This is a genomic window from Oceaniglobus trochenteri (assembly GCF_020529025.1).
Taxonomy (GTDB): Bacteria; Pseudomonadota; Alphaproteobacteria; order Rhodobacterales; family Rhodobacteraceae; genus Oceaniglobus; species Oceaniglobus trochenteri.
In genome coordinates, this window is record NZ_JACNMM010000005.1 from 266,497 (window position 1) to 291,771 (window position 25,275).

Below are 25,275 nucleotides of genomic sequence, written 5' to 3' on the forward strand. Positions count from 1 at the left end.
TGTTTCAAAGGCTGACGGATACAGTGCAATGACCCGGCGCGCAACTCGGGGCTGCCCCTGCGCACAGCGCCCCTGCGCCCGCTGCGATTGCCCCGCCACGGCGCCCTGCCTAGTTTCGCGCGATCCACAGTTGCAAAAGGTTCACGATGCCCCGCTCAAACACGCCGCTTCTTTACGGTTCGGTCACCAAGACCTTCCACTGGCTGACCGCCCTGCTGATCCTCACCGCGATTCCGCTGGGGCTGATCGCCAACCGCCTGCCCCATGAGACGGCGGCGGAACTGGCGCTGAAGGCGCAGCTTTTCAGCCTGCACAAGACGGTGGGCATCGCCGCATTCGCCGTTGCACTGTTGCGCATTCTCTGGGCCCTGACCCAGCGCAAACCGGCGCCGCTGCACCCCGAGCGGCGCGGCGAAACCCTGCTGGCCGAGGTGGTGCACTGGTCGCTTTACGGCGCGATGGTGGTGGTGCCGTTGTCGGGCTGGCTGCACCATGCGGCCACCTCGGGCTTTGCGCCCATCCTCTGGCCCTTCGGGCAGTCTCTGCCGCTGGTGGCGCAATCCGAAAGCCTTGCCGCCTTTTTCGCCGCGGTGCATTTCGTCTTCACCAAGGTGCTGATCCTGTCGATCCTGCTGCACATCGCCGGGGCCATCAAGCACGCCCTGATCGACCGCGACGCCACGCTGGCGCGGATGCTGCCGGGCACCCCGGCGTTGCAACGCGACGCCACCCCGCACAACCACACCCGCCCGGCCATGATCGCGGGGGCGATCTATGCCGCCGGCTTCGCGCTCTCGGTGGCCTTGGCCCCGCCGACGCCGGGCCAGGCCAGCGGCCCCGCCCTGACCGAAAGCGGCGGCGAATGGCAGGTGCAGGCGGGCAGCCTGTCGATCAGGGTGCAACAGTTCGGTTCCGAGGTCGAAGGCCAGTTCTCGCGCTGGTCGGCCGATATCGCCTTCGACGAAAACGCCCCCTCGCCCCATGGCGCGGTGGATGTCGAGATCGACATCAACTCCCTTACCCTGGGGTCGGTCACCGAACAGGCCATGGGCCCGGCCTATTTCGACGCCGAGACCTTCCCAACCGCGACCTTCCGAGGCGATATCCTGTCGACCGATGGCGCCTATCGCGCCGAGGGCACCCTGACCCTGAAAGGTGCCGAAGTGCCCGTGACCCTGCCCTTCACCCTGACGCTGGAGGGTGATCGGGCCGAGATGCGCGGCCAAACCACGGTCGACCGGCTGAATTTCGGCATCGGGGCCGACCAGACTGACGAGGCGACGCTGGGCTTTGCGGTGGTGATCGACGTGGCCCTGACCGCCAGCCGCTGAACATGAAAAGGGCCGCCGGATCTCTCCGGCGGCCCTGTCAGGCGTTCGTCAGGCCCGCGTCACTCGGCGGCGATGGCTTCGATCGACAGGTCAATCTGCACCTCGTCGCTGACGAAGGGCGCGAACATGCCAAGGTTGAAATCGCTGCGCACCACGGTGCCGGTGGCGTTGAAACCGGCGGCCGCCTTGCCCTGATGCGGCGGGAAGGGATATTCACCCGACTTGGTCATCTCGGCATCCAGAACCAACGGCTTGGTCACGCCGTTCAGCGTCAGATCGCCCGTGATGCGGGCGGTCGTTTCGCCCATCAACTCGATGGAGGTCGATTCGAAGGTGACCTCGGGAAATTCGCCCAGCTTGAAGAAATCGCCCGACTGCAGAAAGTGGTCGCTGCGCGGCTGCCAGCCGGTGATCATCGTATCGGCCGGAAAGCTGACCGAAACGGACGACGCAGCGGGATCTTCGCTGTCGAACTGGATCTCGCCCTCGAAGCCCGAGAACATGCCGTGGCTGGTGGAGAATCCGGCGTGGTTATAGCTGAACACGATCTGGCTGTGGCTCGGGTCCAGCATGTAGGTCTGCGCCTCGGCCAGGGCAGCACCGCCAGAAAGGGTGACTGCGGTGCCAAGGATCGCGGGAAGAAGTGTCTTGTGCATGAAATGCTCCGGTAACTGTGAAAAACTCTGCCCCCTTACCTGAAGCAGCAGCCTTCACCCGGCAATTCAGTGGCGTTTCACAGCGCCTGTTCGCTCATGCACTCAACTTTGTGTCAGGCCGCCTGCATCCGGGCCACCGCGCTGGCCTTGGCCGCCTCTTCCTGGGGCATCGGGCGCTGTGGCTGGGGCATCGTGCGGGCCTTGGCCAGATCGGCATTGATCCGGCGGTGGATATCGCCAAGAACATCGTGGTGCGCGACGCCCAGAAGCAAAGGCTCATCCGCGCCGCAAACCTCCATGAACAGGCATGACGCCATCGGTTCGGCCCGGTTGGGGCGTATGAACAGGCCCGTCACCTCGTCAAAACGGATACGCAGCATCAACTTTTCGATGCCGCTGGCCGCGCGCAGGATCTGGCGGAATTCGCAATGCACAAGATCGACCTGGCATTCATATTGCGGGCGTGGCCGCGCCGCCCAGAACAGCATGACCGAAAGAACCGCCAGCCCCCCCGACAGCACCAGCTTGAGCGGCAGAACCTCGGCCGAGGTCACCGCGCCGGGCCAGAACCAGAAGGCCGCAAGGAAGACCAGCGCGCCAATGGCAACGAAACGCATCACCCTTTCCCACATCACCACGTACATCAGCGCATTGCGCCCCTGGGTCAGGACATAGCCGCTGTAGACATCGAACATCGAAAGATGCGGCTGCGGAGCTGTCGGGGAAAGTGGGGCATCTTTGGTCATGGTTTTCTCTACCAAGGTCGGGTTAAAAAATGGGTAAAGGGCAAAGAGGGCAGAAATGCGGCACCGCCATGCCGATTTGCCGACCGCGATTGCCCCCTGCCGGCCAAGGGGGGCTTGCATAGCGCGCGCCCCGCCCGTAAAAGCGCCCATCCTTCCGTGAGCAATGCATACTGCGCAACCTCTCGTGACCGGCAACGGAAGGCTCGCCGCCGGTCTTTGAAGTGCGCTTGAACATAGAACTGGAGAGCACATGCCGCTTTATGAGCATGTCTTCATTTCCCGCCAGGACCTGAGCAACACCCAGGCCGAGGGATTGATCGAACATTTCAGCACGGTTCTTGCCGACAACGGCGGCAAGGTGGTTGATCACGAATACTGGGGCGTCAAGACGATGGCCTACAAGATCAACAAGAACCGCAAGGGCCACTACGCCTATCTGCGCACCGATGCCCCCGCCTCGGCCGTCCAGGAAATGGAGCGCCTGATGCGCCTTCATGACGACGTGATGCGCGTGCTGACCATCAAGATGGACGAACTGCCCGAAGGCCCGTCGATCCAGATGCAAAAGCGCGACGAGCGCGATTCCCGCCGCGAACGCCGCTGAACCAGAGGAGCTAACCCATGGCAACGAAACCATTTTTCCGCCGCCGCAAGGTCTGCCCGTTCTCTGGCGACAATGCACCCAAGATCGATTACAAGGACACGCGCCTTCTGCAACGCTACATCTCCGAGCGTGGCAAGATCGTGCCGTCCCGCATCACGGCCGTGTCGGCCAAGAAGCAGCGTGAACTGGCCCGCGCGATCAAGCGCGCCCGCTTCCTCGCCCTGCTGCCCTACGCCGTGAACTGAGGAGCAAGCACATGCAAGTCATCCTTTTGGAACGTGTGGCCAAGCTGGGCCAGATGGGCGAAGTCGTGGACGTGAAGCCCGGCTATGCCCGCAACTTCCTGCTGCCGCTGAAAAAGGCGATGTCGGCGTCCGCCGCGAATATCGCCGCCTTCGAGGCACAGAAAGCCCAGCTTGAGGCGCACAACCTCGAGACCAAGAAAGAGGCCGAAGCGATGTCGGCCAAGCTCGACGGACAGCAGTTCGTCGTGATTCGCTCGGCATCCGATTCCGGTGCGCTTTACGGTTCGGTCACCACCCGTGACGCCGCCGACGCGGCAACCGAAGCGGGCTTCACCGTCGACCGCAAGCAGGTCGCGCTGACCGCGCCGATCAAGTACCTGGGCCTGCACACGGTCCTGGTCACGCTGCACCCGGAAGTCGAAGCCAAGATCGAACTGAACGTCGCCCGTTCGCCCGAAGAGGCCGAACTTCAGGCCTCGGGCAAGTCGATCCAGGAACTGGCAGCCGAGGAAGAGGCCGCGGCCGAATTCGAAATCCAGGAGCTGTTCGACGATATCGGCGGCGCTGCGAACGAAGATTTCGGCGACGGCGAAGACAGCCCCTCGCCCGTGGCGACCGACGACGACAACTGATCGTCGAAAACCAGAAAAAAGAAAGGCCGCGCAACATCTTGCGCGGCCTTTTTCATGCCTTTCACGGCCTAGACGCGCTCCAGCGCGCCGGTGCGAAATCCGATCACGTTGTCCTTCTCGGGCCTGACGGCGGTGCCGATCACGATCTCGCCCGCCCCGCTCAACAGTGTGGTGCGGCGGTGCACCATTAGATCCTGCCCCTGGTCCATCCGCACCCTGCTCCCGCCCGAGCTGTGATCGGTGAACTCCAACTCGCCACTGCTGATCGTCAGAACCGCGTGGCTGCGCGAAACGCTAGGCACCTTGATCAGGATATCACTGTCGGGCGCCCGCCCGATTGTCAGCCGCCCGCCCGGCACCAACTGCCAATGGGCATCCCCCAGCGACACATCGGCAATGGCCATGCGGTTGCTGCCGCCACGCCCGCCGGGAATCACCGTCGTCTGGGTGCCCAGCGTGGCCACCGTGCAGGAAAAAACCTGCGTCGCGGCCTCTTTTCCCCGAAGCGGAATCGCGCCGATCGCAAGGAACCTCTGCCTGTGGGACTCGTCCAGATCGTCATGACAGGCATCGCCGAACAGGATCTCTCCGGCCTTGGCAAGTGACGCCAGCCGCGCCGCCGTATTCACCGCGCCGCCGTATATGTCATTGGCATGGCTCAGGATTTCGCCGAAATAGGCACCCGCGTGAATGGCCAGATCGTCGGGCCAGGGTTCGTTTATCATGGCCCAGGCGGCAAGGAAGGCGCCGTTGGAATCGGGGAAGAACGACAGCACGTCGTCTCCCTTCGACTTCACGCAATGCCCCCCCGCCTCCACGATCAGCGCGCGCATGCGGGCCAGAACGCTGTCGATGCGGGCCAGCGCCTCGGCGTTGCCCATACGGTCGAACAATCGGGTGCTTCCGGTCACATCGGACACCAGCACACAGGCCAGGGACATGGGAAAACAAGCTCCTGATAGGAAAATGGGTCGGTTGAAAATATGCGCGCAACCTATCGCGCCCGGGGACGCGGGCGCAACCGCCCGGCCACAAAAAAGGCCGCCCCAGGGGCGGCCTTTCACAACGCCAAAAGCGTCTGATTACTCGTCGGTGTCCAGCGCTTCGACAGCGGCCTCAAGCTCGGCCTTGGTGGCGGGCTTTTCGGTCACATTGGCCAGTTCGAAGACATAATCGACAACCTTGTCTTCAAAGATCGGCGCCTGAAGCTGCTGGCGCATCTGGGCGTTTTGCTGAACGAATTCAAAGAACTGGCGTTCCTGACCGGGGTACTGACGGGCCTGGTTCATCACGGCCTGGGTCATCTCGGCGTCGGTCACGCTGATTTCGTTCTTGCGGCCCAGTTCGGCCAGAAGCAGGCCAAGACGCACGCGACGCTCGGCCAGCTTCTGATGCTCGTCGGTCGGCTCGATCTCGGGGTGATCGTGGCCTTGGACGTCGGGGTTGTCCTCGTGCCACAACTGATGCGCGATCTGGTCGGCCTCGGCCTTGACCAGCGACGGCGGCAGCTCAAAGCTAACCTTCTCGTCCAGTTGGTCCAGCAGCGCGCGCTTCATCACCGCACGGGCGGCGCCCGAGTATTCGGCGGTCAGACGCTCGCGGATCTGGTCCTTCAGGGCGTCCAGGCTTTCGGCGCCGAACCCCTTGGCCAGTTCATCGTCGATGGCGGTTTCGCCGGGCTTCTTCACTTCCTTCACGGTCACCGCGAACGAGGCTTCCTTGCCCTTCAGATGCTCGGCCTGATAATCGTCGGGGAAGTTCACCTTCACCTCAAGCTCGTCACCGGCCTTGGCACCGACCAGCTGATCCTCGAACCCCGGAATGAAGGATTTCGAGCCCAGCACCAGCGGATAATCCTCGGCGGCGCCGCCTTCGAACTTCTCGCCGTCGATCGAGCCGACAAAATCGATCACGATCTGGTCGTCGTTCTTGGCCTTGCCCTTTTTCGTCTCATAGGACTTGCGGCTGTCGGCCAGCGATTTCAGCGCCTCGTCCACCGCTTCCTCGTCGGGGGAAACGACCATCTTTTCCAGCGTGATCGACGAGGCATCCAGATCGGGGATCTCGGGCAGCGCTTCGTAGGACATCGAAACCTCGATATCGTCGCCCTCTTTCCAGTCGTCCTTGGTCATCTTCACTTCGGGCTGCATGGCCGGGCGGTCGCCGCTGTCCTCGAAATGCTTGGACATGGCGCCATCGACGGTTTCCTGCATCGCTTCACCCAGAAGCCGCGGGCCGAACTGCTTTTTCAGCAGGGCCATGGGCACCTTGCCCTTGCGAAAGCCCTTCATCTCGACTTCGGGCTGAGCCTCTTTCAGCTTCTCGTTCACCTTGTCGTCCAGCTCCGAAGCGGGAACGGTGATCTGATAGGCGCGCTTGAGGCCCTCGTTCAGGGTTTCAGTGACCTGCATCTCAATTCCTTTCATGGTCCGCCAACCCCCGGCGCGCCCCGTGGCGCAATTCTCCCGAGGGCAAGCGGAGACAACCTTTGGCGCCAGCCATCCGCGCTGCCGCAATCCGTGACCGCATAACAAAAGAAAATAGGGTGTTCTAGGAGAAAATGACACCACGGGCGCCGGACCGCCACGCCACGGCACGATCGCCAAATCCGGCGGCATTCGCAGGCCCTTCGCGCGCCTGTCGCAGGGCATCGGCAAGGGGCGCGCATCTGCGCGGCTGTCCCCTTCTCGGCCTGATGCCCCCGCCCGCGTGCGCGGACGGGCCGCTCTGCGCCCCTGCGCCCTCAGCCGCCGCAGATCGCATCCAGAATCGGACGCGGCGCGCTATCGCCATGTCCGGCCGCCCACATGCGAAAGCCATCAATCCGCCGGGCAACCTTTTCATCGTGGTTCTGGGCAATATCGGCAATCCGGTGGGCCAGGAAGGGGTTGGCGAACCGCTCCATCGTGGTGGCGACATAGGCGTCGAAGGCCTCGGCCATGCCCGCGGCGGCGAAACCCGGCCGCACCTCGTCGCGGTAAAGCGCGCTCAGCGCGGCGGCACGCTCGGGGTCGGCCATGGCGCGGGCCACCGTATCTTCGGGGTCGCCCCCCGCGACCTGCCAACGGTCGGCAAGGTAGGTATGCCCGAGGTTCAGCACGAAAAGCTTCAGGGCCGCGATGGGCGCCAGATCACCAACCACCTCGACAGCGGGATGGGTGCAGGGCAGGCGCAGACCCGGCTGATCCTCGATCGCCCAAAGCGCATAGGGTTCGGCTACTGCACCTGCCGGCTCAAGCGGGGCCGAAACGATCCGGTCGACCAGGGAATTGACCCACAGAACTCCGGTTTCCAGATAATCCCGAAAGGCGCCATCATCACCGGCCAGTTCAAGAACCCTGTCCCGCAACACCGCGCCATTGTCGGTAATCAATTCGGTCGGCATCACCTGGATCGGCGCGGCCCCCGCATCGAACCGCGCCTTCAACAGCAGCATCAGCTTGGCCGGATAGGACATGGCCTGGTCGAAAGCCGCACTGCCGTCTGCGGGCTGCGGCGCGAACCCCTTGTCGCCGGTGTTCGACAGGATGATCTCGGCCTCCTCGCAGGCGATGCGCGTGATCTCGTCCCAGTCGGTGGCGCTTGAGGCGGTGCGCGCCACGCTGTTGACCCACACCTCGCGTTGAACGGTCTCGCCCTCGGAAATACCCTCGATCCGCACCGGGAATCCCTCGGCCAGGGCCGCCAGGCGATGGGCGCGCGCCGGATCGCCCGAGCTTTGCACGACAGTGATCGGCCCCGCCCCCGCCTCGGAGATGAACAGATCGGCATGAGCCTGAAGAAACCGGCTGGTGCCGAATTGCAGGATCGGAGTATGCGCCATGATCGGCCTTTCACGCCTGGGGGACTGAGGGTTCACCCCGTCCTTACGGACAGCGCGCCGGAACTGTCAACGCCACGACCTGCGCCGTTGATCTTGGGCCGCACCTGCCCCATTCTGCCGCGAGGTGGATCGGGGGGATCATGGGACTGCGCTTTTTTTCGGACAAGGATCGGCCTGTTCACCTGGGCCCCTACCCGCTCGAGCGGCTGGCCCGCGGGCCGATGCCCGACCTGAAGTCGGCACCGCCCTTTCGCCAGCTTGATTTTCGGCGCGCCGAAACGCCCGAAAGCATCGTCAACGCCATGGGCGAATACCAGGCGATGCTTGACGCGATCCGCGATGGCCTGGTCAACCGCGCCAGGGCCGAGGCCCCCGAAGACCCGAGCGAACGCGCCAACCACCTGAAGGCCTTCGGGTATTTCTCGGATGCAGCGATGGTCGGCATTTGCGATCTTCCGGCTGCGGCGCGGCTTACCACGCCCTTTCAGAACCCCGATATCGCGCGCCTGGCCGACGACCTGCGCCACCGCCAGACCCGCACCCTGGCCTCGGGGATCGATGTCATCATGGCCGACCTGCGCGATTCCATGGAGGCACCGCCCGCAGGCATCGACACCCATTCGCAGGCGATCGTTTTCCTCTACGAACATCCACGCGACCCGAAACCGGATGAAACCGGCACCGACTGGATCAACGATGCCCAGGCCCATCGCGCCGCCCTGCGCGCCAGCGAAACGGCCGTGGTCATCGCCAACTACATCCGCTTGCTGGGCCATGATGCCACGGCCCATACCGCCACCTCTTCGGATGTCGATCTGCATCGCCTCACCCTGGCTGCGGGCCTTGCGACGCTTGAGAACGGTCAACTGGTTGCGCCCTATGTCGGCACCGGATTCGGCGTCGCGGCCATCACCACCACCTTCGCAATGACGCCCGACGCCCCCCTTGCCGCCATGGCGCAACAGCCAAGGTTCAAGACGCGCGGCCCGGCCTGGTGGCTGGGCAAGGGCTTTGCGAAATCCGCGCTGAACCGCGACCCCTTCGCGCGGCGCCGCTTCGTGGATGGCGCGCATCCCTTCGAAACCCTGAAACGGGTCGATACCCCCACCACCTATATCGACGAACCCAACGTCGCCCGCGTGCCCAAACGCGCCGACATGTTCGCCCGCGCGCAGTTCGGGGACATGGGCAAAGCGGTGCAGGACGGCGCGAAAGGCGGCCACTATGCCCGCAAGGCCGCGCCTTCGATGGCCCAGCGCCGCGCGCTCGGGGCCTTCGTGCTGATCCAGGACGGCCCCGCCCTGCCCGGGCCCCGTCCGGATGACGCCACGCGCAACGCCGCCAATGTCAAGGCGGCCTCCTATTGGCTGGGGGTCGATGCCGTCGGCATTTCGCGCTGCCCCGACTGGGCCTGGTATTCGCATGACGCCACCGGCGCGCCGATCACGCCGCCCCACGACCAGGCGATCAGCATGATCATCGACCAGGGCCGCGAAACCATGGAGGGATCGTCTGGCGACGACTGGATCGGCGTAGCCCAGAGCATGCGCGCCTATCTGCGGTTTTCGCTGCTGGGCGGGGTCATCGCGAAACAGATCCGCAATCTCGGTTATTCGGCCAAGGCGCATACGGTGATGGATGGCGAGGTGCTGCAGCCGCCGCTCCTGCTGCTCTCGGGGCTGGGCGAGGTGTCGCGCATCGGCGAGGTGATCCTGAACCCGTTCCTTGGCCCGCGCCTGAAGTCGGGGGTCGTGACCACCGACATGCCGCTTGCCCACGACAAACCGGTGGATTTCGGGCTTCAGAGGTTTTGCCAAAGCTGCAACAAATGCGCGCGCGAATGCCCCTCCGGCGCCATCACTGCCGGCCCGAAGCTGATGTTCAATGGCTACGAGATCTGGAAATCCGACAGCCAGAAATGCGCCACCTACCGGATCACCACGCCGGGCGGGGCGATGTGCGGGCGCTGCATGAAGACCTGCCCCTGGAATCTTGAGGGGCTTTTTGCCGAGAAACCCTTTCGCTGGGCCGCCATGAACCTGCCCGCCAGCGCCCCTCTTCTGGCCCGCCTTGATGACACCATGGGAAATGGCGGCCTGAACCCGGTAAAGAAATGGTGGTGGGATCTGGAACTGGAGAAGGACGGCGCATATCGCCCGACGCGCCATCCGGTGAACGCGCGCGATCTGCAAAAGGATCTGGTGCTGAACCACGCGGATCAGACCCTGGCCGTTTACCCCGCGCCCCTTGCGCCGCCGCCTTACCCCTATCCCTTTCCAATGGACCGCGAGGCCGGTATCCGGGCCTATGGCACCATGATCTCGGCGCAGGAACACAAGGCCCGCCGCGCAAGGGGCACCCCGCCCGAACATGTCTACAACCCGCCGGGCGATGCCCCCGTGATCCGGGTCGAGGTTGCACGCGCCGAACGGCTTAGCGCGGATGTCACGCTTTACGATTTCGTGCCGCTTGACACCGACACCCTGCCCGCGTGGACGGCCGGGGCCCACCTTGATATCGTCGTCGCGCCCGAATTCCTGCGCCAGTATTCGATGTCTGGTGACCCGGCGGACAGGGCGAAATACCAGATCGCCGTGCTGCGCGAAGACGCCGGGCGCGGAGGATCGGCGCTGATGCACCGCATCTTCACCCCGGGCCGCAAGGTCTTTGTCTCGCGCCCGATCAACCACTTTGCCCTGGATGAAACCGCGCCGCACAGCCTGCTGATGGGCGGTGGCATCGGGGTCACGCCGATGATCGCCTTTGCCCACCGTCTTCACGCCATCGGCGCATCCTTCGATCTGCATTACTCCGTCCCCAGCCGCAATCGCGCCGCCTTTCTTGAAAAACTGTGTTCCATGCCCTGGGCCAACAGGGTTCATCTGCATGTGTCCGATGAATCAAGCCGCGCCGACCTGTCCCATATCCTGCGCACGCAACCGGAAGGCACCCATGTCTACACCTGCGGCCCCGATCCTTATATGGGCGCCGTGATGCAGGCCGCGCAGAGCGCCGGTTTCCCCGACGACCACTGCCATCTTGAGTATTTCTCGGTCCCCGACCTGCCCGAGCGTGAGAATTTCGCCTTCACGCTCAGGCTGGCCGCATCGGGGCAGACCATCCCGGTCGCCGCCGATCAGAGCGCGACCGACGCCCTGGCCGCCGCCGGCATCAAGGTTGATGTCAAGTGCAGCGATGGCCTTTGCGGTGTCTGCAAATGCGGTTTGCGAGAGGGTGCGGTGGACCACCGCGATTTCGTTCTTTCCGCCGCCCAACGCCGCACGACGATGATCCTGTGCCAGTCCCGCGCCGCCGAGCCCGGTGGCGTGATCGAAATCGACCTCTGACTGTTCCTGTCCCTCCCTCGCTCACGCATCGTTTCACTGCGCCCACGCTGGGCGTGAAGGGTGAACATTTCATGAACAGATCAGGGAAATCCTCGCAACTTCGATCTTTGTACGCCCAAGCGACATTAACACCTTCTCAATAGGTGCCGGGATAGCTTCCCCCATCGATCAGAAGATTCTGACCGGTGATGAACCCCGCGTGGGCGCTGCAGAGAAAGGCGAAATATGCCCCGATTTCCTCAACCCGGCCATAGCGGCCCGCCGGAATGCCCCGGGCGCGGGCCTGCCAGACTTCGTCAAAACTCTTGCCCATCTCGTCAAGCATGCCTTCGATATGTTCGCGCTGGCCATCGCTGTCGAAGATGCCGGGAAGCAGGTTGTTGATGGTCACGCCCCGCGCCACCGTCTGGCGGGCCAGGCCGGCGGTGAAGCCAACCAGCCCCGACCGCGCCCCGTTGCTGAGCCCCAGTTCAGGCTGCGCGATCTTCACGCTGCGCGAAGCGATGTTGACGATCCGGCCGAAACCGCGCTCCATCATGCCATCGACGGTCGCGCGCATCATCATGATCGGCGGCAACATCATCTGTTCCACCGCCGCCACCCAGACATCGGAACCCCAGTCGCGAAAATCGCCCGGCGCGGCCCCACCCGCATTGTTGAGAAGGATGTCAGGGGCGGGACAGGCGGCAAGGGCCGCCGCGCGCCCCTCTTCCGTCGTGATGTCTGCGGCCACCCATTGCACAGTTGCGCCCGTATCGGCACGGATCGCCTCGGCCGCCTGTTCCAGCGTATCGGCCGTGCGCGCCACGATCGTCACTTCGGCGCCTTCCTGCGCCAGGCGATGGGCGCAGGCCCGCCCCATGCCCTTGCTCGCTCCGGTCAGAAGTGCGCGTTTTCCTGTCAGTCCAAGGTCCATTCCGTTTCCTTTTCGATCTTCACCAGCGTGCTCAGCGCTGCACAGGCCTGCGCCAGTGATGATGTCTGCCGCCAGGCGGTCAGAACATTCGGGTTTCCATTGCGCTCGCCCGCCTTGTCCGGCGCAAACCAGGCGCCCGTGGCCATCACCACGACACCCCGGCGCAGGCCGGCGTCTGCCACCAGCCGCGCGAAACAGGCCCCGCGATGGTTGAACAGGCGCACCCCGTCCCCATCGCGCAGGCCCCGCGCCGCAGCATCCTCGGGGTTCATGTGCACCGGCTGCGGCGCCTGATCCCCCACCTGCCAAAGCTGGCTGTGCAACTGGCGCGCCGGCTGGTTGGTCACCAGGTGCAGGTCGTCCGCTGCGGCGGCGCCCAGCCATTCGACCGGCTCAAGCCAGGCGGGATGGCCGGGGCAATCGGCAAGGCCGAAACCTGCAATGGTCTGCGAGGAAATCTCGATCCGCCCCGATGGCGTTGCCAGGGGATGGGCCAGAGGATCGTCGCGGAAATCCTGCAACAAGACCTCGGGGCGCGCCTCGGGCGGAACGGGCCATGGGCCATTTGCGAAGAACTCGTCAAACTCAGCCACCTGCACGCCTTCGGTGATGCCCCGCGCCTGGCTGCGCGCCCACATATGGCGCAGCCAATCCATCTCATCCCGCCCGTCATCGAAGGCCGCGCGGCACCCCAGCCTGTCGGCCAATGCGCCGAAGGTGGCGAAATCGTCACGCGCCTGCCCCACCGGCGCGATGACCCGGGGCATTGGGATGACGAAAAGATCGCGCGAGGTGCCGCCAATGTCGTTGCGCTCCAGCGTCGTTGTCGAGGGAAAGACGATATCGGCGCGCTGAGCGGTCGGAGTCCACCATGGGTCGTGAACGATCACGGTTTCCGGCCGCTGCCAGGCCTTTTCAAGCGCGTTCAGGTCCTGCGCATGGTGAAACGGGTTGCCCCCCGCCCACCAGATCAGCCGGATATCGGGGGCGATGACCGTGGTGCCATTGAAGGCGAAGCGGCGGCCCGGATTGGCCAGCGCCTCGGGGAAACAGGCGACGGGTATCGGTGTTCCGACCGGGTTGGGCAGCCCCTCCATCGCGGGCACGAATCCGCGCCGCCCGGCCGCCCCGACACCGTTCATCGACCCGTAACCAAAGCAAAACCCGCCCCCCGGCAACCCGATCTGGCCCAGCATCGCGGCCAAGGCCACCAACGCCCAATAGGGTTGTTCGCCATGGTCGGCCCGCTGGAGCGACCAGCTTGCCGTCAACATCACGCGGCCCGTGGCGATCCTGTTCCACAGCGCTTCAAGCTGGGTCAGCGGCACATCCGCCAGGCCGGCCGCCCATTCCAGCGTCTTTTCGGTGCCGTCATCGCCACGCAGGTAAGCGATGAAAGGCTCGGCCCCTACGGTGAAGCGGTTCAGGAAAGCGCGGTCGGCGCGGCCGGTGATCACGGCCTTGTGGCACAGCGCAAGAATGATCGCGGTATCGCTGCCCGGGCGCGGCTGAACCAGCGCCGCATTCAGGCCCGGCGGAACGTCCTGCGCCAGGGGCGAGACGACGGTGAAGGACACGCCGTTGTCGGCCGCCCTGCGCACCGCTTCCGGCAGGTGATGCGCCACCGCGCCGCCCGATGTGACGCGCCAGTTCTTGGGGTTCAGCCCGCCGAAGGCCACCACCGTATCGGCATGATCGGCGACCGTGGCCCAATCGGTCGCGGCCGAGGATACCGCGCTGTCATCGCCCAGCACATGGGGCAGGATGAACTGTGCCGCACCCCAGGAATAGTTGCCGCTGACATCGGTGAACCCGCCCGCCGCCGCCAGGAAGCGGCGCACCTGAGTGCGGGCATGGTGGAACCGCCCGGCACTGGACCAGCCGTAGGAGCCGCCGAAAACCGCCTGCGCTCCATGCTCGCGGTGTACCCGGGCAAGCTCGGCCGCTGCCAGGTCCAGCGCCGTGTCCCACGCGACGGGCACCATCTCATCGGTCCCGCGCCCGGCCCCGCCTGCGCCGTGGCCCTTTTCAAGGAACCCGCGGCGCACGTGCGGTTGGGTGATGCGGCTGTCGGAATAGACAAGATCGGGCCACTTCCCGATCATCTGCGGATTGGCCCCGCCCAGGGGGTGCGCTGCGACAAGGCGGCCGTTTTCGACGACCGCCTCGAACGCCCCCCAATGGCAAAGCGATACCACCATCTATTCGGCGGCAAGCGACGGACGGTTCAGCCCGTATTTCTCGGCCAGGCCCAGCTTGTCGAAGGCCGCCAACCCCTTGGCCAGAACGGCGCCCGAGGCCGGTTGCAGCGGCTTGCGCAGCGGACCGGAGGGCAGACCCACCGCCTGCATCAGGGTCTTGATGCTGACCGGGTTCACCGCCGCATAGGCGAAATGCAGCATGTCGAGGTTTTCCAGCCAGGCCGCACGGTGGTTGAAGGCGTCTTCCCCCGTTTCCCAAGGCTTGGAGATCACCGCCATCTCGCGCGGGATGATGTTGCCGGTCATGTTGGCCGTGCCGTGCCCACCCAGGGCCATCATCGGCACCACGAGGCCGAGGTTGGGGGAACAGCAGCACATGATCGACATGTCGGGCTTGGCCGCACAGATCTGCGCCACCTGCCCCACCCGCGTGGTGGATTCCTTCAGCACCACCATGTTGGGGTGCGGTGCCAGCTTCAGCAGGTCGTCCCAGTGCAGATCGGTCTTCACCCGGGGCGGGTTGTTGTAGAACCCCATGGCCAGGTCGGTGCTGTCCAGCACCTCGAGCATGTAGTCGGTGATCGCCGCATTGTCGGCGCAGATATACGCCGGCGCGGCGATGATTGCGCCATCGGCACCCTCGGCCTTGGCGAAGCGCACATAGTTGATGGTCGTTTCGGTGTTGTTGCCGGTACAGCCATAATACATCAGCATATTGCCCGGCTTCATCTTCGCCGTTTCGCGGATGATGGCGCGGCGTTCCTCGGGCGACAGCATCGAAACCTCACCGGTGGATCCCATGATCAGCACCGCTTCGGTGCCGTTTTCGGCGTGCCAGTTCAGAAGCGTGCGGAAGCCTTCAAAATCAATCGAACCATCGGCGTTCATCGGGGTGACAAGGGCCACGAAAGACCCCTTCGGCTTGATATGAGACATTTTCGGTCCTCCTCAGAAGAATTGCGGAACAAGAAGTTTTGGCAGCCAAAGCATGATCCCCGGCACCCAAAGCGACAGGACACCGACCGTGATGGTCAGCAGGCAGATCGGCGCGGCGGCCCACATGGCGCGCCCAAGGGGGACGTCTCCGATGCGCGATGCGATCAGCAGGCAGATGCCATAGGGCGGCGTGATTAGCCCCACCGACAGCGTGACGGTGGACAGCACCCCCAGGTGAACCGGGTTCATGCCGGCCGTGTCGCCCAGGCCCTGGATGATCGGCAGGAAGATCAGCGTGGCGGAAATGGGGTTCAGAACCATGCCCACCAGCAGCAGGAAACCCATGAGAAGCAGCATGATACCGAACCGGTTTGCCGTGACGCCCAGGATGAAATCGACGACGATCTGCGCGGCCCCGAGGTAGGCGATCATCCAGCCGAAGATCCCCGCGCTGGCGACCGTGAACATGGGAATGGCGAAATCCACGACCGCCGCCTGCAGGATGCCGGGCAAGAGGCGCAGCGGAATGTCGCGATAGACAACAAAGGTGAGGAACAGCGCCCAGAGCACGGCGATGATGCCGCCCTCGGTAGGCGTGAAGAACCCGCCCACGATCCCCCCCAGCACCAGCACCGGGATCATCAGCGGCGCCGATCCGCGGGCCACGGCGACCCCCATGCCGCGCACGCCCGGAAACGGGTTGGCCGGGTATCCGTGCCGCAGCGCCAGCACATAGGTATAGCCCATCATGAAGGCCCCCACCAAAAGGCCCGGCCCCACGCCCCCCAGGAACAGCGCGCCGATGCTGACGTTGCCGAAGGCGCCGTAGACGATCAGGATGATGCTGGGCGGAATGATCACGCCCAGCGTCGAACTGGCGGCCGTCAGGGCCACGGCGAAGGCCGGATCGTAACCCGCCTTCTTCATCGCCGGAATCAGGATGCTGCCCACACTGGCCGTATCCGCCGCCGCCGACCCCGAAAGCGAGGCAAAGATCATCGAGACGAACACATTCACATGGCCAAGCCCGCCGCGTACATGGCCCACGGTGGCATCGGCCACCGCAAGAAGGCGTGTGGTGATGGAGCCGGCGTTCAGGATGCGGCCCAGCAACATGAAGAAGGGCACCGCCAGCAGGGTGAAACTGTCGATCCCCGCATACATCTGGTTGACCACCGAGGTCAGCGGCAGATCCTCGATCAGCATGACCAGAACCGACGACAGGATCAGCGAAAAGCCGATGTTCACGCGCAGGGCGATCAGCACGAAGAACGAGCCGAGAAGAACGACAAGTGGGTTCAAAAGGTCTCTCCCCGCCATTGTTTCAGGGCGATTTCAACAAGGAACAGCGCCATCATCACGCCGCTGACCGGGATCGGCAGATAAAGCCACATGCGCGAGATGCCGATGCTCTGGATTTCGCCGCGCGCCCGGGCCATCGACAGCGCCCAGCCGTTTGAGACCAGGATGAACACCACCACCACGCTGACCAGGATGCCGAACCAGGAGATCGCACGGCGGGCGGGGCTGTCGCCTGCGGGCCAGAGATCGACGAAGTAATGCGCCCCCTGGCGCAGGCCGATCGCCGCGCCCACGAAGATCAGCCAGGAAAACAGCAGTTGCGCCACGTCGCTGGTCCAGAGCATGGGCAGCGACAGTATGTTGCGCGCGATGACCTGAAGCGCAACGGCACCGATCAACCCGAAGAACAGGATGCCCGAGACGACTTCGGCGGTGCGCATGACCGCCTGGCATAAACGTCGATACATGATCTATCCACCGTGACGGCACGCCCCCGGGTCAGACCCGGAGGCGCGAAAATCACTTGCCTTTCAGAAGCTTGTATTCGGCTTCAAGGTCAAGCTGGGCGGCAAGTTCGGACTGGATCGGTTCCAGCCGGGTGCTGAAGGCCGCCTTGTCGGGCTGCGAAACGGTCACGCCGTGGTCCTTCTTCAGGGTTTCCACCAGGGCGCCGTCGTATTCCTCGGCCTTTTCCAGCCCGTGCAGGTTGGCCTCGCGCGCGGTGTCAACCACCAGTTGCTGCAGGTCTTCGGGCATCTTGTCGAAGGTCCGCTGCGAGATCGAGATATGGTGGATCTGCACCTGGTGCTGGGTCAGGGCGAGGTTCGGCGCCACTTCGTAAAGCTTCGAACCGCTGTAGCCGGGAAGCGAGCTTTCCATGGCATCGGCAACGCCGGTCTGCATGGCGGCGTAAAGTTCACCCCAGGCCACTGACACTGGCAACATCCCCAGCGCCGACCATGTCGCGGCGTCCATGGGCGATTGCGTGGTGCGCATGCGCAGCCCGTCCAGTTGGTCGGGCGTGGTCACCGAAACATCGACCGCCGCCATGTTCCGCGTACCCGCCGGACCAAGCGCGAGAAGCTTGACCCCTGTGCCACGGTCGGCAAAGGCGGCGGCGAAGTGATCGTGCGCCGGCGTGCCGGGTTCGAGGATGGCAAGCGCCTCGTCCATACCGGCGAAAAGATAAGGCATCGTGAAGATCGACAGTTCGGGCACCTCGCCCGCGGCGTTGCTGGCGGTGGAAACCATCATGTCGATGGTGCCAAGGCCGACCTCGCCGATCACCGCCGGATCCTGGCCCAACTGCCCGGAATCAAACACCTTCACGGCGATGCGGCCCTCGCTCTTTTCTTCAAGCGTTGCCTTAAGATAGTCCGCCATGTCATTGTAAGGATGCGGAGATTTTACCAGCGTGTGAATGCGCAGGTTCACATCGGCGGCCCAGGCGCCAGTGGTTCCGGCCAGCAAGGTGCCAAAGGCAAGGGCCAGGCTGGCCCGTCGGTTGATCTTCATCTCGCGTCTCCCCGTTCTGATGGCGATATCCATCATTGGGACTCGGACTTGCGATAAAATCAAATAGAATTAACGTGGCACCTTATGCGGCAATGTTATGGGGCGCGATGAACGACCGTCAGATCAACGCCTTTCGCCAGGTGATGCGCCTTGGGTCGGTGACGGCCGCCGCCCGTGCGCTGGCCGTGTCACAGCCCGCCGTCAGCCGGTTGATCGGCGATCTTGAGAGCGACCTTGGCTTTGCCCTGTTCGACCGGCGGGCGGGCAAGCTGTTTCCCACCCCCGAGGCGCGCAATTTCGCGTCAGAGGTCGAGCGGATGTTCTATGGCCTGGCACGGTTGGAGCGTTTCGCCCGCGACATGCACAACCTGCGCCAGGGCAGCCTTTCGGTGGCCACGCTGCCCATGGTCAGCTTCCAGATCCTGCCCCGCGCCCTTTCCGCATTCCTGAAAGATCACAATGGCTTGCGCGTCACTCATAATGTCCACACCTCACCCCGGGTCGCCGATCTGGTCGCCGCTGGCCAGGCCGATCTGGGCATCGCGCAGACAGCGCCGGGGCGCAGCGATGTGCGCCATCTTCAGTCGTGGCGCACCGATTGCGTGGTGGCGCTGCCGGTCGGCCACCCCCTTGCCGGATATGCGCAGATCACACCGCAGGATCTGAAGGGTGTGGCCATGGTGGCGCTGTCGTTCCAGACGGTGACGGCGGGCTATGCGACCGAACGCTTTGCCGAGGCCGGCATCGCCCCGGAGATCGTGATCGAAAGCCAACCCTCCTATTCGGCCTGCGCGCTGGTGGCCGAAGGGCTGGGCGCTGCGATTGTCGATCCGCTGACCCCGCGCCAGTTTCCGCCAACCGCGCTTTGCACCGTTCCCTTTGCCCCGGCGATTCCCTTCGATCTGCACCTGCTGGCCCATGCCGACCAGCCCCTGTCGCGGCCCGCGGCGGCCATGGCCACCACCCTGGCCGAAACCATGGACGCCACGCCGGGCGTGCGGCGTCTGCGCGATGTTGCCGGTGCGCCCGACTGACCTTTGCCCAGGGCCGCGCTTCCGCTAGACTGTGTCAAACGACCTATAAAAAAGGGGTGAGCAGATGCAGGCGACACGACGAAACTTTACCTTCGGGGCCATGGCGGCGCTTCTTTCGGGCTGCGGCATGGGGGCATCCGGCGGGTTTTCCGCGCCGGTGCGCCGGGCCGATGCGGCGATGCCATCGGTGCCCAACGCGGGCTGGGATGCCTGGGTGGCATCCTTCAAGGGGCGCGCGGCGGCCCAGGGCATTTCCCCCGCCGTCATCGAAAGCGCCTTTCGCGGCGCGGGCTTCCTGCCCGGCGTGATCGAACGCGACCGCAACCAGACCGAGTTCAAGCGCAGCCTGGAAGATTACCTTTCCATCGCCGCCTCGGACGAACGGGTTGCCAAGGGGCGCAGCTATTTCGCCCAGCAGCGCAGCACCCTGGCGCGGATCGAACAGCGTTACGGCGTCGAGGCGCATGTCGTCGCGGCCATCTGGGGGCTTGAGAGCTTTTACGGCGAGCGGCGCGGCAGCATTCCCATCGTATCATCCACCTCGACCCTGGCCTACGAGGGGCGGCGCGGCGCCTTCTTCGAAAAACAGCTGATCGCGGCGCTGCAGATCCTGCAAAACGGCGACACCACGCCGGCGAACATGACCGGAAGCTGGGCGGGCGCCATGGGCCACACCCAGTTCATTCCCACGTCTTACGAACTTTTCGCCGTCGATTTCACCGGCGACGGGCGGCGCGACATCTGGTCGGACGATCCCACCGATGCCCTGGCCAGCACCGCCGCCTACCTGGCGAAATCGGGCTGGCAACGCGGCCAGTCCTGGGGCGGTGTCGTCGGGACGCCGGGGGCAAATGTGCCGGGTGGGCGGCAGTTGCAGCCCGAGGTCGGCGGGCCGGTCTTTGTCGTCGGGCGCAATTTCGACGCCATCAAGCGCTACAACAACTCGGACAGCTATGCCATCGGCGTCGGGCACCTGTCCGACCGCATCCTGGGCGGCGGGCCGATCGAAGGCCCCTTCCCGCCCGATCAGTACGGCCTGCGCAAGGATGACCGGATCGCGCTGCAACGGCGGCTGACGGCGGCGGGTTTCGACACCCAGGGAGCCGACGGCGTGATCGGGCCGAACACCCGGTCGGCCATTTCCGCCTACCAGGGGCGCATGGGCCTTCCCGTCACGGGCGAACCGTCCCAGGCGCTGCTGTCGCGACTGGGCTGAGGGCATGACGCAGGGTAACATTTTGCGCTGACATTCCCGCACCGGGGCTGGACATGGGGCGGCAAATCCTGATTGTGCGGCCCATCAACCGCATTGCAAGGAACCGCGCCATGACCAGTGAACTCACCGACCGCACCGCCATCGTCACCGGAGGCGCGCAGGGCATCGGCGGCGCCGTCGCTGCCCGCCTGGCCGAGGGCGGCGCGCGCGTGGCCCTGTGGGACATGGACGAGGACCTGGCGCGCGAAACCGCCGAAAAGTTGGGCAATGGCGCCATCGCGGTGAAATGCAACGTCGCCGACTGGGCCAACGTTCAGGCCGCCTTCGACACCACGCTGGACACCTTCGGGCGGGTCGATATCCTGGTGAATTCCGCCGGGATCGCGGGCAGCAATGCCCCCGTGGCCGATTACGACGTGGCCGAGTTTGCGCGGATCGTCGATATCAACCTGAACGGCACCTTCCTGGTGAACAAGGCCGTGGTCAAACAGATGACCACGCAGAATTACGGGCGGATCGTCAATATCGCCTCGGTCGCAGGCAAGGAAGGCAACCCCAACGCCAGCGCCTATTCCGCCTCGAAGGCGGGGGTCATCGGCTTCACCAAATCGCTGGGCAAGGAACTGGCAGGGCACGACATCGCCGTGAACTGCGTCACACCGGCCGCCGCACGCACCCGGATCTTCGATCAGATGGCGCAGGAGCATATCGACTACATGCTGTCGAAAATTCCGCGCGGGCGCTTCCTGGAACTGGACGAGGCGGCGAAGATGATCGTCTGGCTTTGCAGCGCCGACAACAGCTTTACCACCGGGTCGGCCTTCGACCTGTCGGGCGGGCGCGCCACCTACTGACCCTGCCCCGCAAAGACCAAAGGCCGCCCCCGGGGCGGCCTTTCGCCATCGTCATCAACGACGCAACAGCATCTTGCACCCGCCGCCGCGGCGCGCTATCTAACCCTTGTGCGGCTATGGTGTAATGGTAGCGCCCCAGCTTCCCAAGCTGGTCGTGAGGGTTCGATTCCCTCTAGCCGCTCCAACCTCTCTCCTCTCACAGCAACCATTCGACCGGCAGCCAGCCGATGATCGTGATCGCAAGGCCGTTCAGCGTGCTTGCGCCCGGTTCCTCCGTGGTTTGCGTGCCCTCGGCAGCATTGCGCCAGACCAGGTCGCCCTCTTCCAGCGTGACTTTCCAGGCCAGGCCGTCCAGGCCGTTGTCAAAGGCCCGGTGCATTTCTCCTGCCATGCTCTTGCTGTCGATCAGCAGGCCCATTTCCGTGTTCAGCGTGGTTGATCGCGGGTCGAAGTTGAACGACCCGATGAAGATGCGTTCACCATCGACGGCGAAGGTCTTGGCGTGCAGGCTGGCCCCGGACGATCCGAAGGGTCCGACGCGGTCTTCGGGGATTTCGAGCGTCGACTGACGCTGAAGCTCGAACAGCTCCACCCCGGATTTCAGCATGTCGCGTCGGCGTTTGGAATACCCGGCATGCACCGGCAGAACGTCCGTCGCCTCAAGCGAATTGGTCAGCATCCGCACATCGACGCCCCGCTTTTCCAGCGTGGCAAAGGCATCGACCCCCGCCTTGCCCGGCACGAAATAGGGCGAAATGCCATCGAAGCGCGATTTCACCTCGCCCACTGCCTGGGTCAGCCGGGTCGCCAGAAGGTCTTCGCGCGGCACCGCGCCCAGCCCCTTGACCGGATCGTCGCTGACCAGCACGACGTCTGTCCACTCCAGGTCAAGCTTGCCCTGGGCCAGGCCCGTCACAAGGCCCGACTGCGCCAGGATCTCGCGGTATTCGGCAAGCTGCGGGTCGCCTTCATAGCGGCGCACCGCATCGCCCACCGGGTCGCCCTCGGGCGCCGGGCCGACGATGGGCCCCGCCGGATGCACGGCCTTCGCGGCCCAGTAACGATCGAAATCGCTGGCAACCTCCTGAACGATATCCCCGACCGCGAGGACGTCCAGATCAACGTAAAGCGCGGTGGGGCCGGTATCGAAGTATTCGTCGCCCACGTTGCGCCCGCCCAGGATGGTGGCGGTGCCGTCCACGGTGAAAGACTTGTTGTGCATCCGCCGGTTCAGGCGGAAGAAATCGAACCCATAGGACAGCATCTTGGGGCTGCGCAGGTTGAAGGGGTTATACAGCCTCACCTCGGCGTTCTCATGAGCGTTCAGTGCGGCAAGTTCGCGGTCAAGCCCGGCGGTGCCGTTGTCATCCACCAGCAGCCGCACCCGCACGCCGCGGTCGGCCGCCCGCTTCAGCGCATCCAGCAGAAGCGAACCGGTCAGATCGCCGTGCCAGATGTAATACTGCGCGTCGATGGAGGACACCGCCGCATCGGCCAGAAGCATCCGCGCGGCAAAGGCATCGGCCCCCGTGCGCAGGGGGCCGACTCCGGTCTTGCCGGGATGGTCGGCCCATTGCTCCAGAACCGCGCGGCCCAGGGGCGAATCCTCGGGCGGGGGCAAGGCCGTGCTGTCGGTGCGGTTTTCGACCGCGGGCAGCGGAAAAAGAAGCCGCGCCGCGATGATGGCGATGGCCCCGATGCAGAGGACGATAAAAAGAAACTTGATAACCTTGATCATTGAACTTCCAATTTCTGGGGGTCCGGAGGGGTGGGCGTACTGCCCGGGTCGCGGCGGATGTCGTCGAACCAGCCGGTAGCCGCATCCAGCAGCGCAACGGCAAAGGCCGCCGAAAACGCCCCGGCCAGCGTCAGGACAAGCCGGGTAAAGGCGGCGTAGCCCGGATCCTGTGTCGACAGTGCCCCGGCGACAAGCGACAGCGTGACCGAGAAGGCATATTGATAGACCATGCTGGGGTGACGCCCGGTGAACATCTTCGAGCCGAAGTAGGCCCCGGCCAGAAAGATCAGGCCCAAGAGCGTCAGCAGGTGCGCCGACATGGTGAACAGCCCCAGCACCACGAAGGCCACGCCGGTGCCATAGAAGGTGGCGCGCACCCTCTGGCGGGCCTCCCACCAGACGGCGTGGCGGGTCGGAAAGACGATGACCATGGCGGCGATCATTGCCATCATCATGTCCGAAGGCTGCATCACCGAGTAAAGCCAGAAACTGAGCGCCAGAAGAACCGTCGCCCGGATTGCCGCGCCCATTTCGAGATTGCCGGTGGTGGGCACCGGTTCATCGACATGCTGTTCGCGGGTGCGGGCGGGCAGCACCAGATAGACCAGAGGCCCGATGACCAAGGCCACCAGCGCCGCCTGCACGAAGCCGTCGCGCATCGCCTCGACCGTGGCCGTGCCGTGCATGCCCATCACCGACATGAGGACGGCAACGATGACGATCAGCATGCCGAAGGGCGCGCCGGTTTGCAGGATGACCCGGAAGGCCAGGAAATAGGTCGCCCACATCGCACCGACATAGACCACCGGCAGGGGGCGGAGTTGTTCGACGAACCAGGTCATGACATAGACCAGCACGATCACCACGATGGGCGCGGCAAGGGCGCGCACCGGGTTGAAGGCCTTGCGCTGTGCGGCGATCAGGCCAAGGGGCAATGCGGCGATGATCGGCGGCAGCGCCGGATCAAGCAGCGGAATCGCCGCATAGGCCAGCATTCCCGTCAGGCCCAGGCGCACCGCGTAAAGCGGATCCTCCGAAACCTGTGGGCGGGGCATGACATACATGGCGTGCCCTCAGTGCAGGTAGGTCACGAAGGACCGGATCCGCTGAATTGCGCGGGCCATCCAGGCGATGGGGTTGGTGGTGCCATCGGCAAAGACGACGGCATGCACCTTGCCCCCTACCCGCACCTGGCGGGGCCAGTTCTCCATCCCGCCGTTCAGTTCCACCCGCACCGGGATCTGGCGGGCCGGTTCGAACCAGCGGTTTGCCGGCTGGTTCACCACCAGCCCGCCCTGCACGTTGCGCCCCGGATTGATGCCCCAGGCGATGCTCTGCACCCTGCCCTCGTATATCTGGCCCGGCAGGGCATCGAACAGCAGGTGCACCGGGTCGCCCGGCTCCACGTTCTGCAACTGGTTCTCGCGCAGATCCACCGTGATCCAGGCGGCATTGGCGTCGATGAAGGTAAGGGCCGGGTTGCCGGCACCGATGAACTGGCCTTCCGAAAGCACCACATTGGTGACGACCCCGAAATGCGGCGCATGAACCGTGGTCGAGGCCAGGTCGTATTGTGCGCGTTCAAGCTGGGCCTGGGCGGCCAGGATGGCGGGGTTTTCGTCGCCCTCGGGGCCCAGTTGGGTGCGGGCGCTTTCAAGGTTGGCCTGGGCCGAGGCCAGGCGCGCCTCGGCGTCGGCCACCGAGGCGCGGGCACTGTCGCCCTGCGCGGTCGAGGCGATTCCGCGTTCCTCAAGCCGCAGCGTGCGATCGGCCTGTTCGCGCGCGTTGTCCAGCGCCACCCGCGCCTGTGTCACCGCCGCCTGCGCCGCGACAAGCGAGGCGCTGGAGGCATCTATGCCCTGAGTGGTCGAGGCCAGGTTCGCCTCGGCCTGGCGCAGGGCCAGGTCGAAGGCCAGGGAATCGAGCGAGAAGAGCGGATCGCCCGCCTGCACCACCGCGTCGTCGTCGACATGCACCCGGGTCACTTCGCCCGACACCCTTGGCGCGATCTGCACCACATGGGCCGAAACGATCCCGCGCGAGGTTGAGGGCGCCATCCGGTCACTGAGCGCGTAGAGAACCGTGAGGACCAGCAGCAGGACCACGACGATGAGGGCGATCTTCATCGCCGGATTGCGGGCCGGTGGTGTTTCGGTCGTGTCGCTCATGTCGGGTCCCT

Annotated in this window: 22 protein-coding genes and 1 tRNA gene; 9 read left to right on the forward strand and 14 right to left on the reverse strand. The window is 64.8% G+C overall.

Annotated features, from left to right (window positions below; all coding sequences use genetic code 11):
* The first annotated feature begins 146 nt into the window (after window positions 1-146).
* Window positions 147-1,331: a cytochrome b/b6 domain-containing protein gene (locus H7828_RS10675; RefSeq protein WP_226781011.1), complete on the forward strand. Its 1,185-nt coding sequence runs from the start codon at window positions 147-149 to the stop codon at window positions 1,329-1,331.
* A gap of 59 nt (window positions 1,332-1,390) precedes the next feature.
* On the opposite strand, the gene H7828_RS10680 is transcribed toward H7828_RS10675, so the two are convergent.
* A complete protein-coding gene (locus tag H7828_RS10680) occupies window positions 1,391-1,987 on the reverse strand; it encodes a YceI family protein (RefSeq protein WP_226781012.1) in 597 nt (198 codons plus the stop codon).
* Between the two features lie 113 nt (window positions 1,988-2,100).
* Complete coding sequence (locus H7828_RS10685; protein ID WP_226781013.1) at window positions 2,101-2,733, reverse strand: hypothetical protein; 633 nt, start codon at window positions 2,731-2,733, stop codon at window positions 2,101-2,103.
* A 250-nt stretch (window positions 2,734-2,983) separates the two neighbouring features.
* On the opposite strand from H7828_RS10685, the gene rpsF reads away from it, so the two are divergent.
* Genes rpsF through rplI form a run of 3 tightly spaced genes read left to right on the forward strand, consistent with a single transcriptional unit; the run spans window position 2,984 to window position 4,214 of the window.
* Entirely contained in the window at window positions 2,984-3,337 is a 354-nt protein-coding gene (gene rpsF, locus H7828_RS10690) for a 30S ribosomal protein S6 (protein WP_226781014.1), read from the forward strand.
* A gap of 17 nt (window positions 3,338-3,354) precedes the next feature.
* Window positions 3,355-3,582 carry a 30S ribosomal protein S18 gene (gene rpsR, locus H7828_RS10695; protein ID WP_099823931.1) on the forward strand — a complete coding sequence of 76 codons (228 nt, stop codon included), beginning with the start codon at window positions 3,355-3,357 and terminating at the stop codon, window positions 3,580-3,582.
* A gap of 11 nt (window positions 3,583-3,593) precedes the next feature.
* Window positions 3,594-4,214: a 50S ribosomal protein L9 gene (gene rplI, locus H7828_RS10700; protein ID WP_226781015.1), complete on the forward strand. Its 621-nt coding sequence runs from the start codon at window positions 3,594-3,596 to the stop codon at window positions 4,212-4,214.
* 68 nt (window positions 4,215-4,282) lie between these two features.
* Here rplI and H7828_RS10705 read toward each other — a convergent pair whose 3' ends face one another.
* From H7828_RS10705 to H7828_RS10715, 3 genes are all read right to left on the reverse strand, one after another.
* Window positions 4,283-5,155, reverse strand: a complete 873-nt coding sequence (locus tag H7828_RS10705; RefSeq protein ID WP_226781016.1) for an adenylate/guanylate cyclase domain-containing protein — start codon at window positions 5,153-5,155, stop codon at window positions 4,283-4,285.
* Between the two features lie 141 nt (window positions 5,156-5,296).
* Window positions 5,297-6,625, reverse strand: a complete 1,329-nt coding sequence (gene tig, locus H7828_RS10710; protein WP_226781017.1) for a trigger factor — start codon at window positions 6,623-6,625, stop codon at window positions 5,297-5,299.
* Window positions 6,626-6,957: 332 nt separating this feature from the next.
* Window positions 6,958-8,037 (reverse strand): mannitol dehydrogenase family protein, encoded by a 1,080-nt coding sequence (locus tag H7828_RS10715; RefSeq protein WP_226781018.1) that lies wholly within the window; start codon window positions 8,035-8,037, stop codon window positions 6,958-6,960.
* 140 nt (window positions 8,038-8,177) lie between these two features.
* Between H7828_RS10715 and H7828_RS10720 the strand changes: the two genes are divergently transcribed.
* Window positions 8,178-11,384, forward strand: a complete 3,207-nt coding sequence (locus tag H7828_RS10720; RefSeq protein ID WP_226781019.1) for a reductive dehalogenase — start codon at window positions 8,178-8,180, stop codon at window positions 11,382-11,384.
* A 136-nt stretch (window positions 11,385-11,520) separates the two neighbouring features.
* Here the strand turns inward: H7828_RS10720 and H7828_RS10725 are convergent, their stop codons facing one another.
* The 6 genes from H7828_RS10725 to H7828_RS10750 are packed head-to-tail and all read right to left on the reverse strand — an operon-like array spanning window position 11,521 to window position 18,254.
* Entirely contained in the window at window positions 11,521-12,300 is a 780-nt protein-coding gene (locus H7828_RS10725) for an SDR family oxidoreductase (protein ID WP_226781020.1), read from the reverse strand.
* The gene (locus tag H7828_RS10730; RefSeq protein WP_226781021.1) at window positions 12,285-14,501 is read right to left on the reverse strand and encodes a molybdopterin-dependent oxidoreductase; all 2,217 of its coding nucleotides are present in this window, start codon (window positions 14,499-14,501) and stop codon (window positions 12,285-12,287) included. The genes H7828_RS10725 and H7828_RS10730 overlap by 16 nt, the downstream gene beginning before the upstream one ends.
* Window positions 14,502-15,437 carry a dihydrodipicolinate synthase family protein gene (locus tag H7828_RS10735; RefSeq protein WP_226781022.1) on the reverse strand — a complete coding sequence of 312 codons (936 nt, stop codon included), beginning with the start codon at window positions 15,435-15,437 and terminating at the stop codon, window positions 14,502-14,504.
* A gap of 12 nt (window positions 15,438-15,449) precedes the next feature.
* On the reverse strand, window positions 15,450-16,739 hold the full coding sequence (locus H7828_RS10740; protein ID WP_226781023.1) for a TRAP transporter large permease: 1,290 nt from the start codon (window positions 16,737-16,739) through the stop codon (window positions 15,450-15,452).
* Complete coding sequence (locus H7828_RS10745) at window positions 16,736-17,206, reverse strand: TRAP transporter small permease (RefSeq protein WP_226781024.1); 471 nt, start codon at window positions 17,204-17,206, stop codon at window positions 16,736-16,738. Before H7828_RS10745 ends, H7828_RS10740 begins: the two co-directional genes overlap by 4 nt.
* A gap of 52 nt (window positions 17,207-17,258) precedes the next feature.
* Window positions 17,259-18,254 (reverse strand): TRAP transporter substrate-binding protein, encoded by a 996-nt coding sequence (locus tag H7828_RS10750; protein WP_226781025.1) that lies wholly within the window; start codon window positions 18,252-18,254, stop codon window positions 17,259-17,261.
* Between the two features lie 107 nt (window positions 18,255-18,361).
* Here H7828_RS10750 and H7828_RS10755 point away from each other — a divergent pair, with 107 nt between their 5' ends.
* The 4 genes from H7828_RS10755 (at window position 18,362) to H7828_RS10770 (ending at window position 21,542) form a co-directional block, all read left to right on the forward strand.
* Window positions 18,362-19,288: a LysR substrate-binding domain-containing protein gene (locus tag H7828_RS10755; RefSeq protein WP_226781026.1), complete on the forward strand. Its 927-nt coding sequence runs from the start codon at window positions 18,362-18,364 to the stop codon at window positions 19,286-19,288.
* Window positions 19,289-19,352: 64 nt separating this feature from the next.
* The gene (locus H7828_RS10760) at window positions 19,353-20,504 is read left to right on the forward strand and encodes a lytic murein transglycosylase (protein ID WP_226781027.1); all 1,152 of its coding nucleotides are present in this window, start codon (window positions 19,353-19,355) and stop codon (window positions 20,502-20,504) included.
* Window positions 20,505-20,614: 110 nt separating this feature from the next.
* Window positions 20,615-21,358, forward strand: a complete 744-nt coding sequence (locus H7828_RS10765; protein ID WP_226781028.1) for an SDR family NAD(P)-dependent oxidoreductase — start codon at window positions 20,615-20,617, stop codon at window positions 21,356-21,358.
* Between the two features lie 110 nt (window positions 21,359-21,468).
* Window positions 21,469-21,542: transfer RNA gene (locus tag H7828_RS10770), tRNA-Gly, on the forward strand.
* Between the two features lie 12 nt (window positions 21,543-21,554).
* On the opposite strand, the gene H7828_RS10775 is transcribed toward H7828_RS10770, so the two are convergent.
* From H7828_RS10775 to H7828_RS10785, 3 genes are read right to left on the reverse strand one after another with little or no spacing between them, the layout of a single operon-like run.
* Window positions 21,555-23,096 carry a phospholipase D family protein gene (locus tag H7828_RS10775; protein ID WP_226781029.1) on the reverse strand — a complete coding sequence of 514 codons (1,542 nt, stop codon included), beginning with the start codon at window positions 23,094-23,096 and terminating at the stop codon, window positions 21,555-21,557.
* The gene (locus tag H7828_RS10780; protein WP_226781030.1) at window positions 23,093-24,160 is read right to left on the reverse strand and encodes an FUSC family protein; all 1,068 of its coding nucleotides are present in this window, start codon (window positions 24,158-24,160) and stop codon (window positions 23,093-23,095) included. Before H7828_RS10780 ends, H7828_RS10775 begins: the two co-directional genes overlap by 4 nt.
* A 9-nt stretch (window positions 24,161-24,169) precedes the next feature.
* Window positions 24,170-25,264: an HlyD family secretion protein gene (locus tag H7828_RS10785; protein ID WP_226781031.1), complete on the reverse strand. Its 1,095-nt coding sequence runs from the start codon at window positions 25,262-25,264 to the stop codon at window positions 24,170-24,172.
* Between the last annotated feature and the right edge of the window lie 11 nt (window positions 25,265-25,275).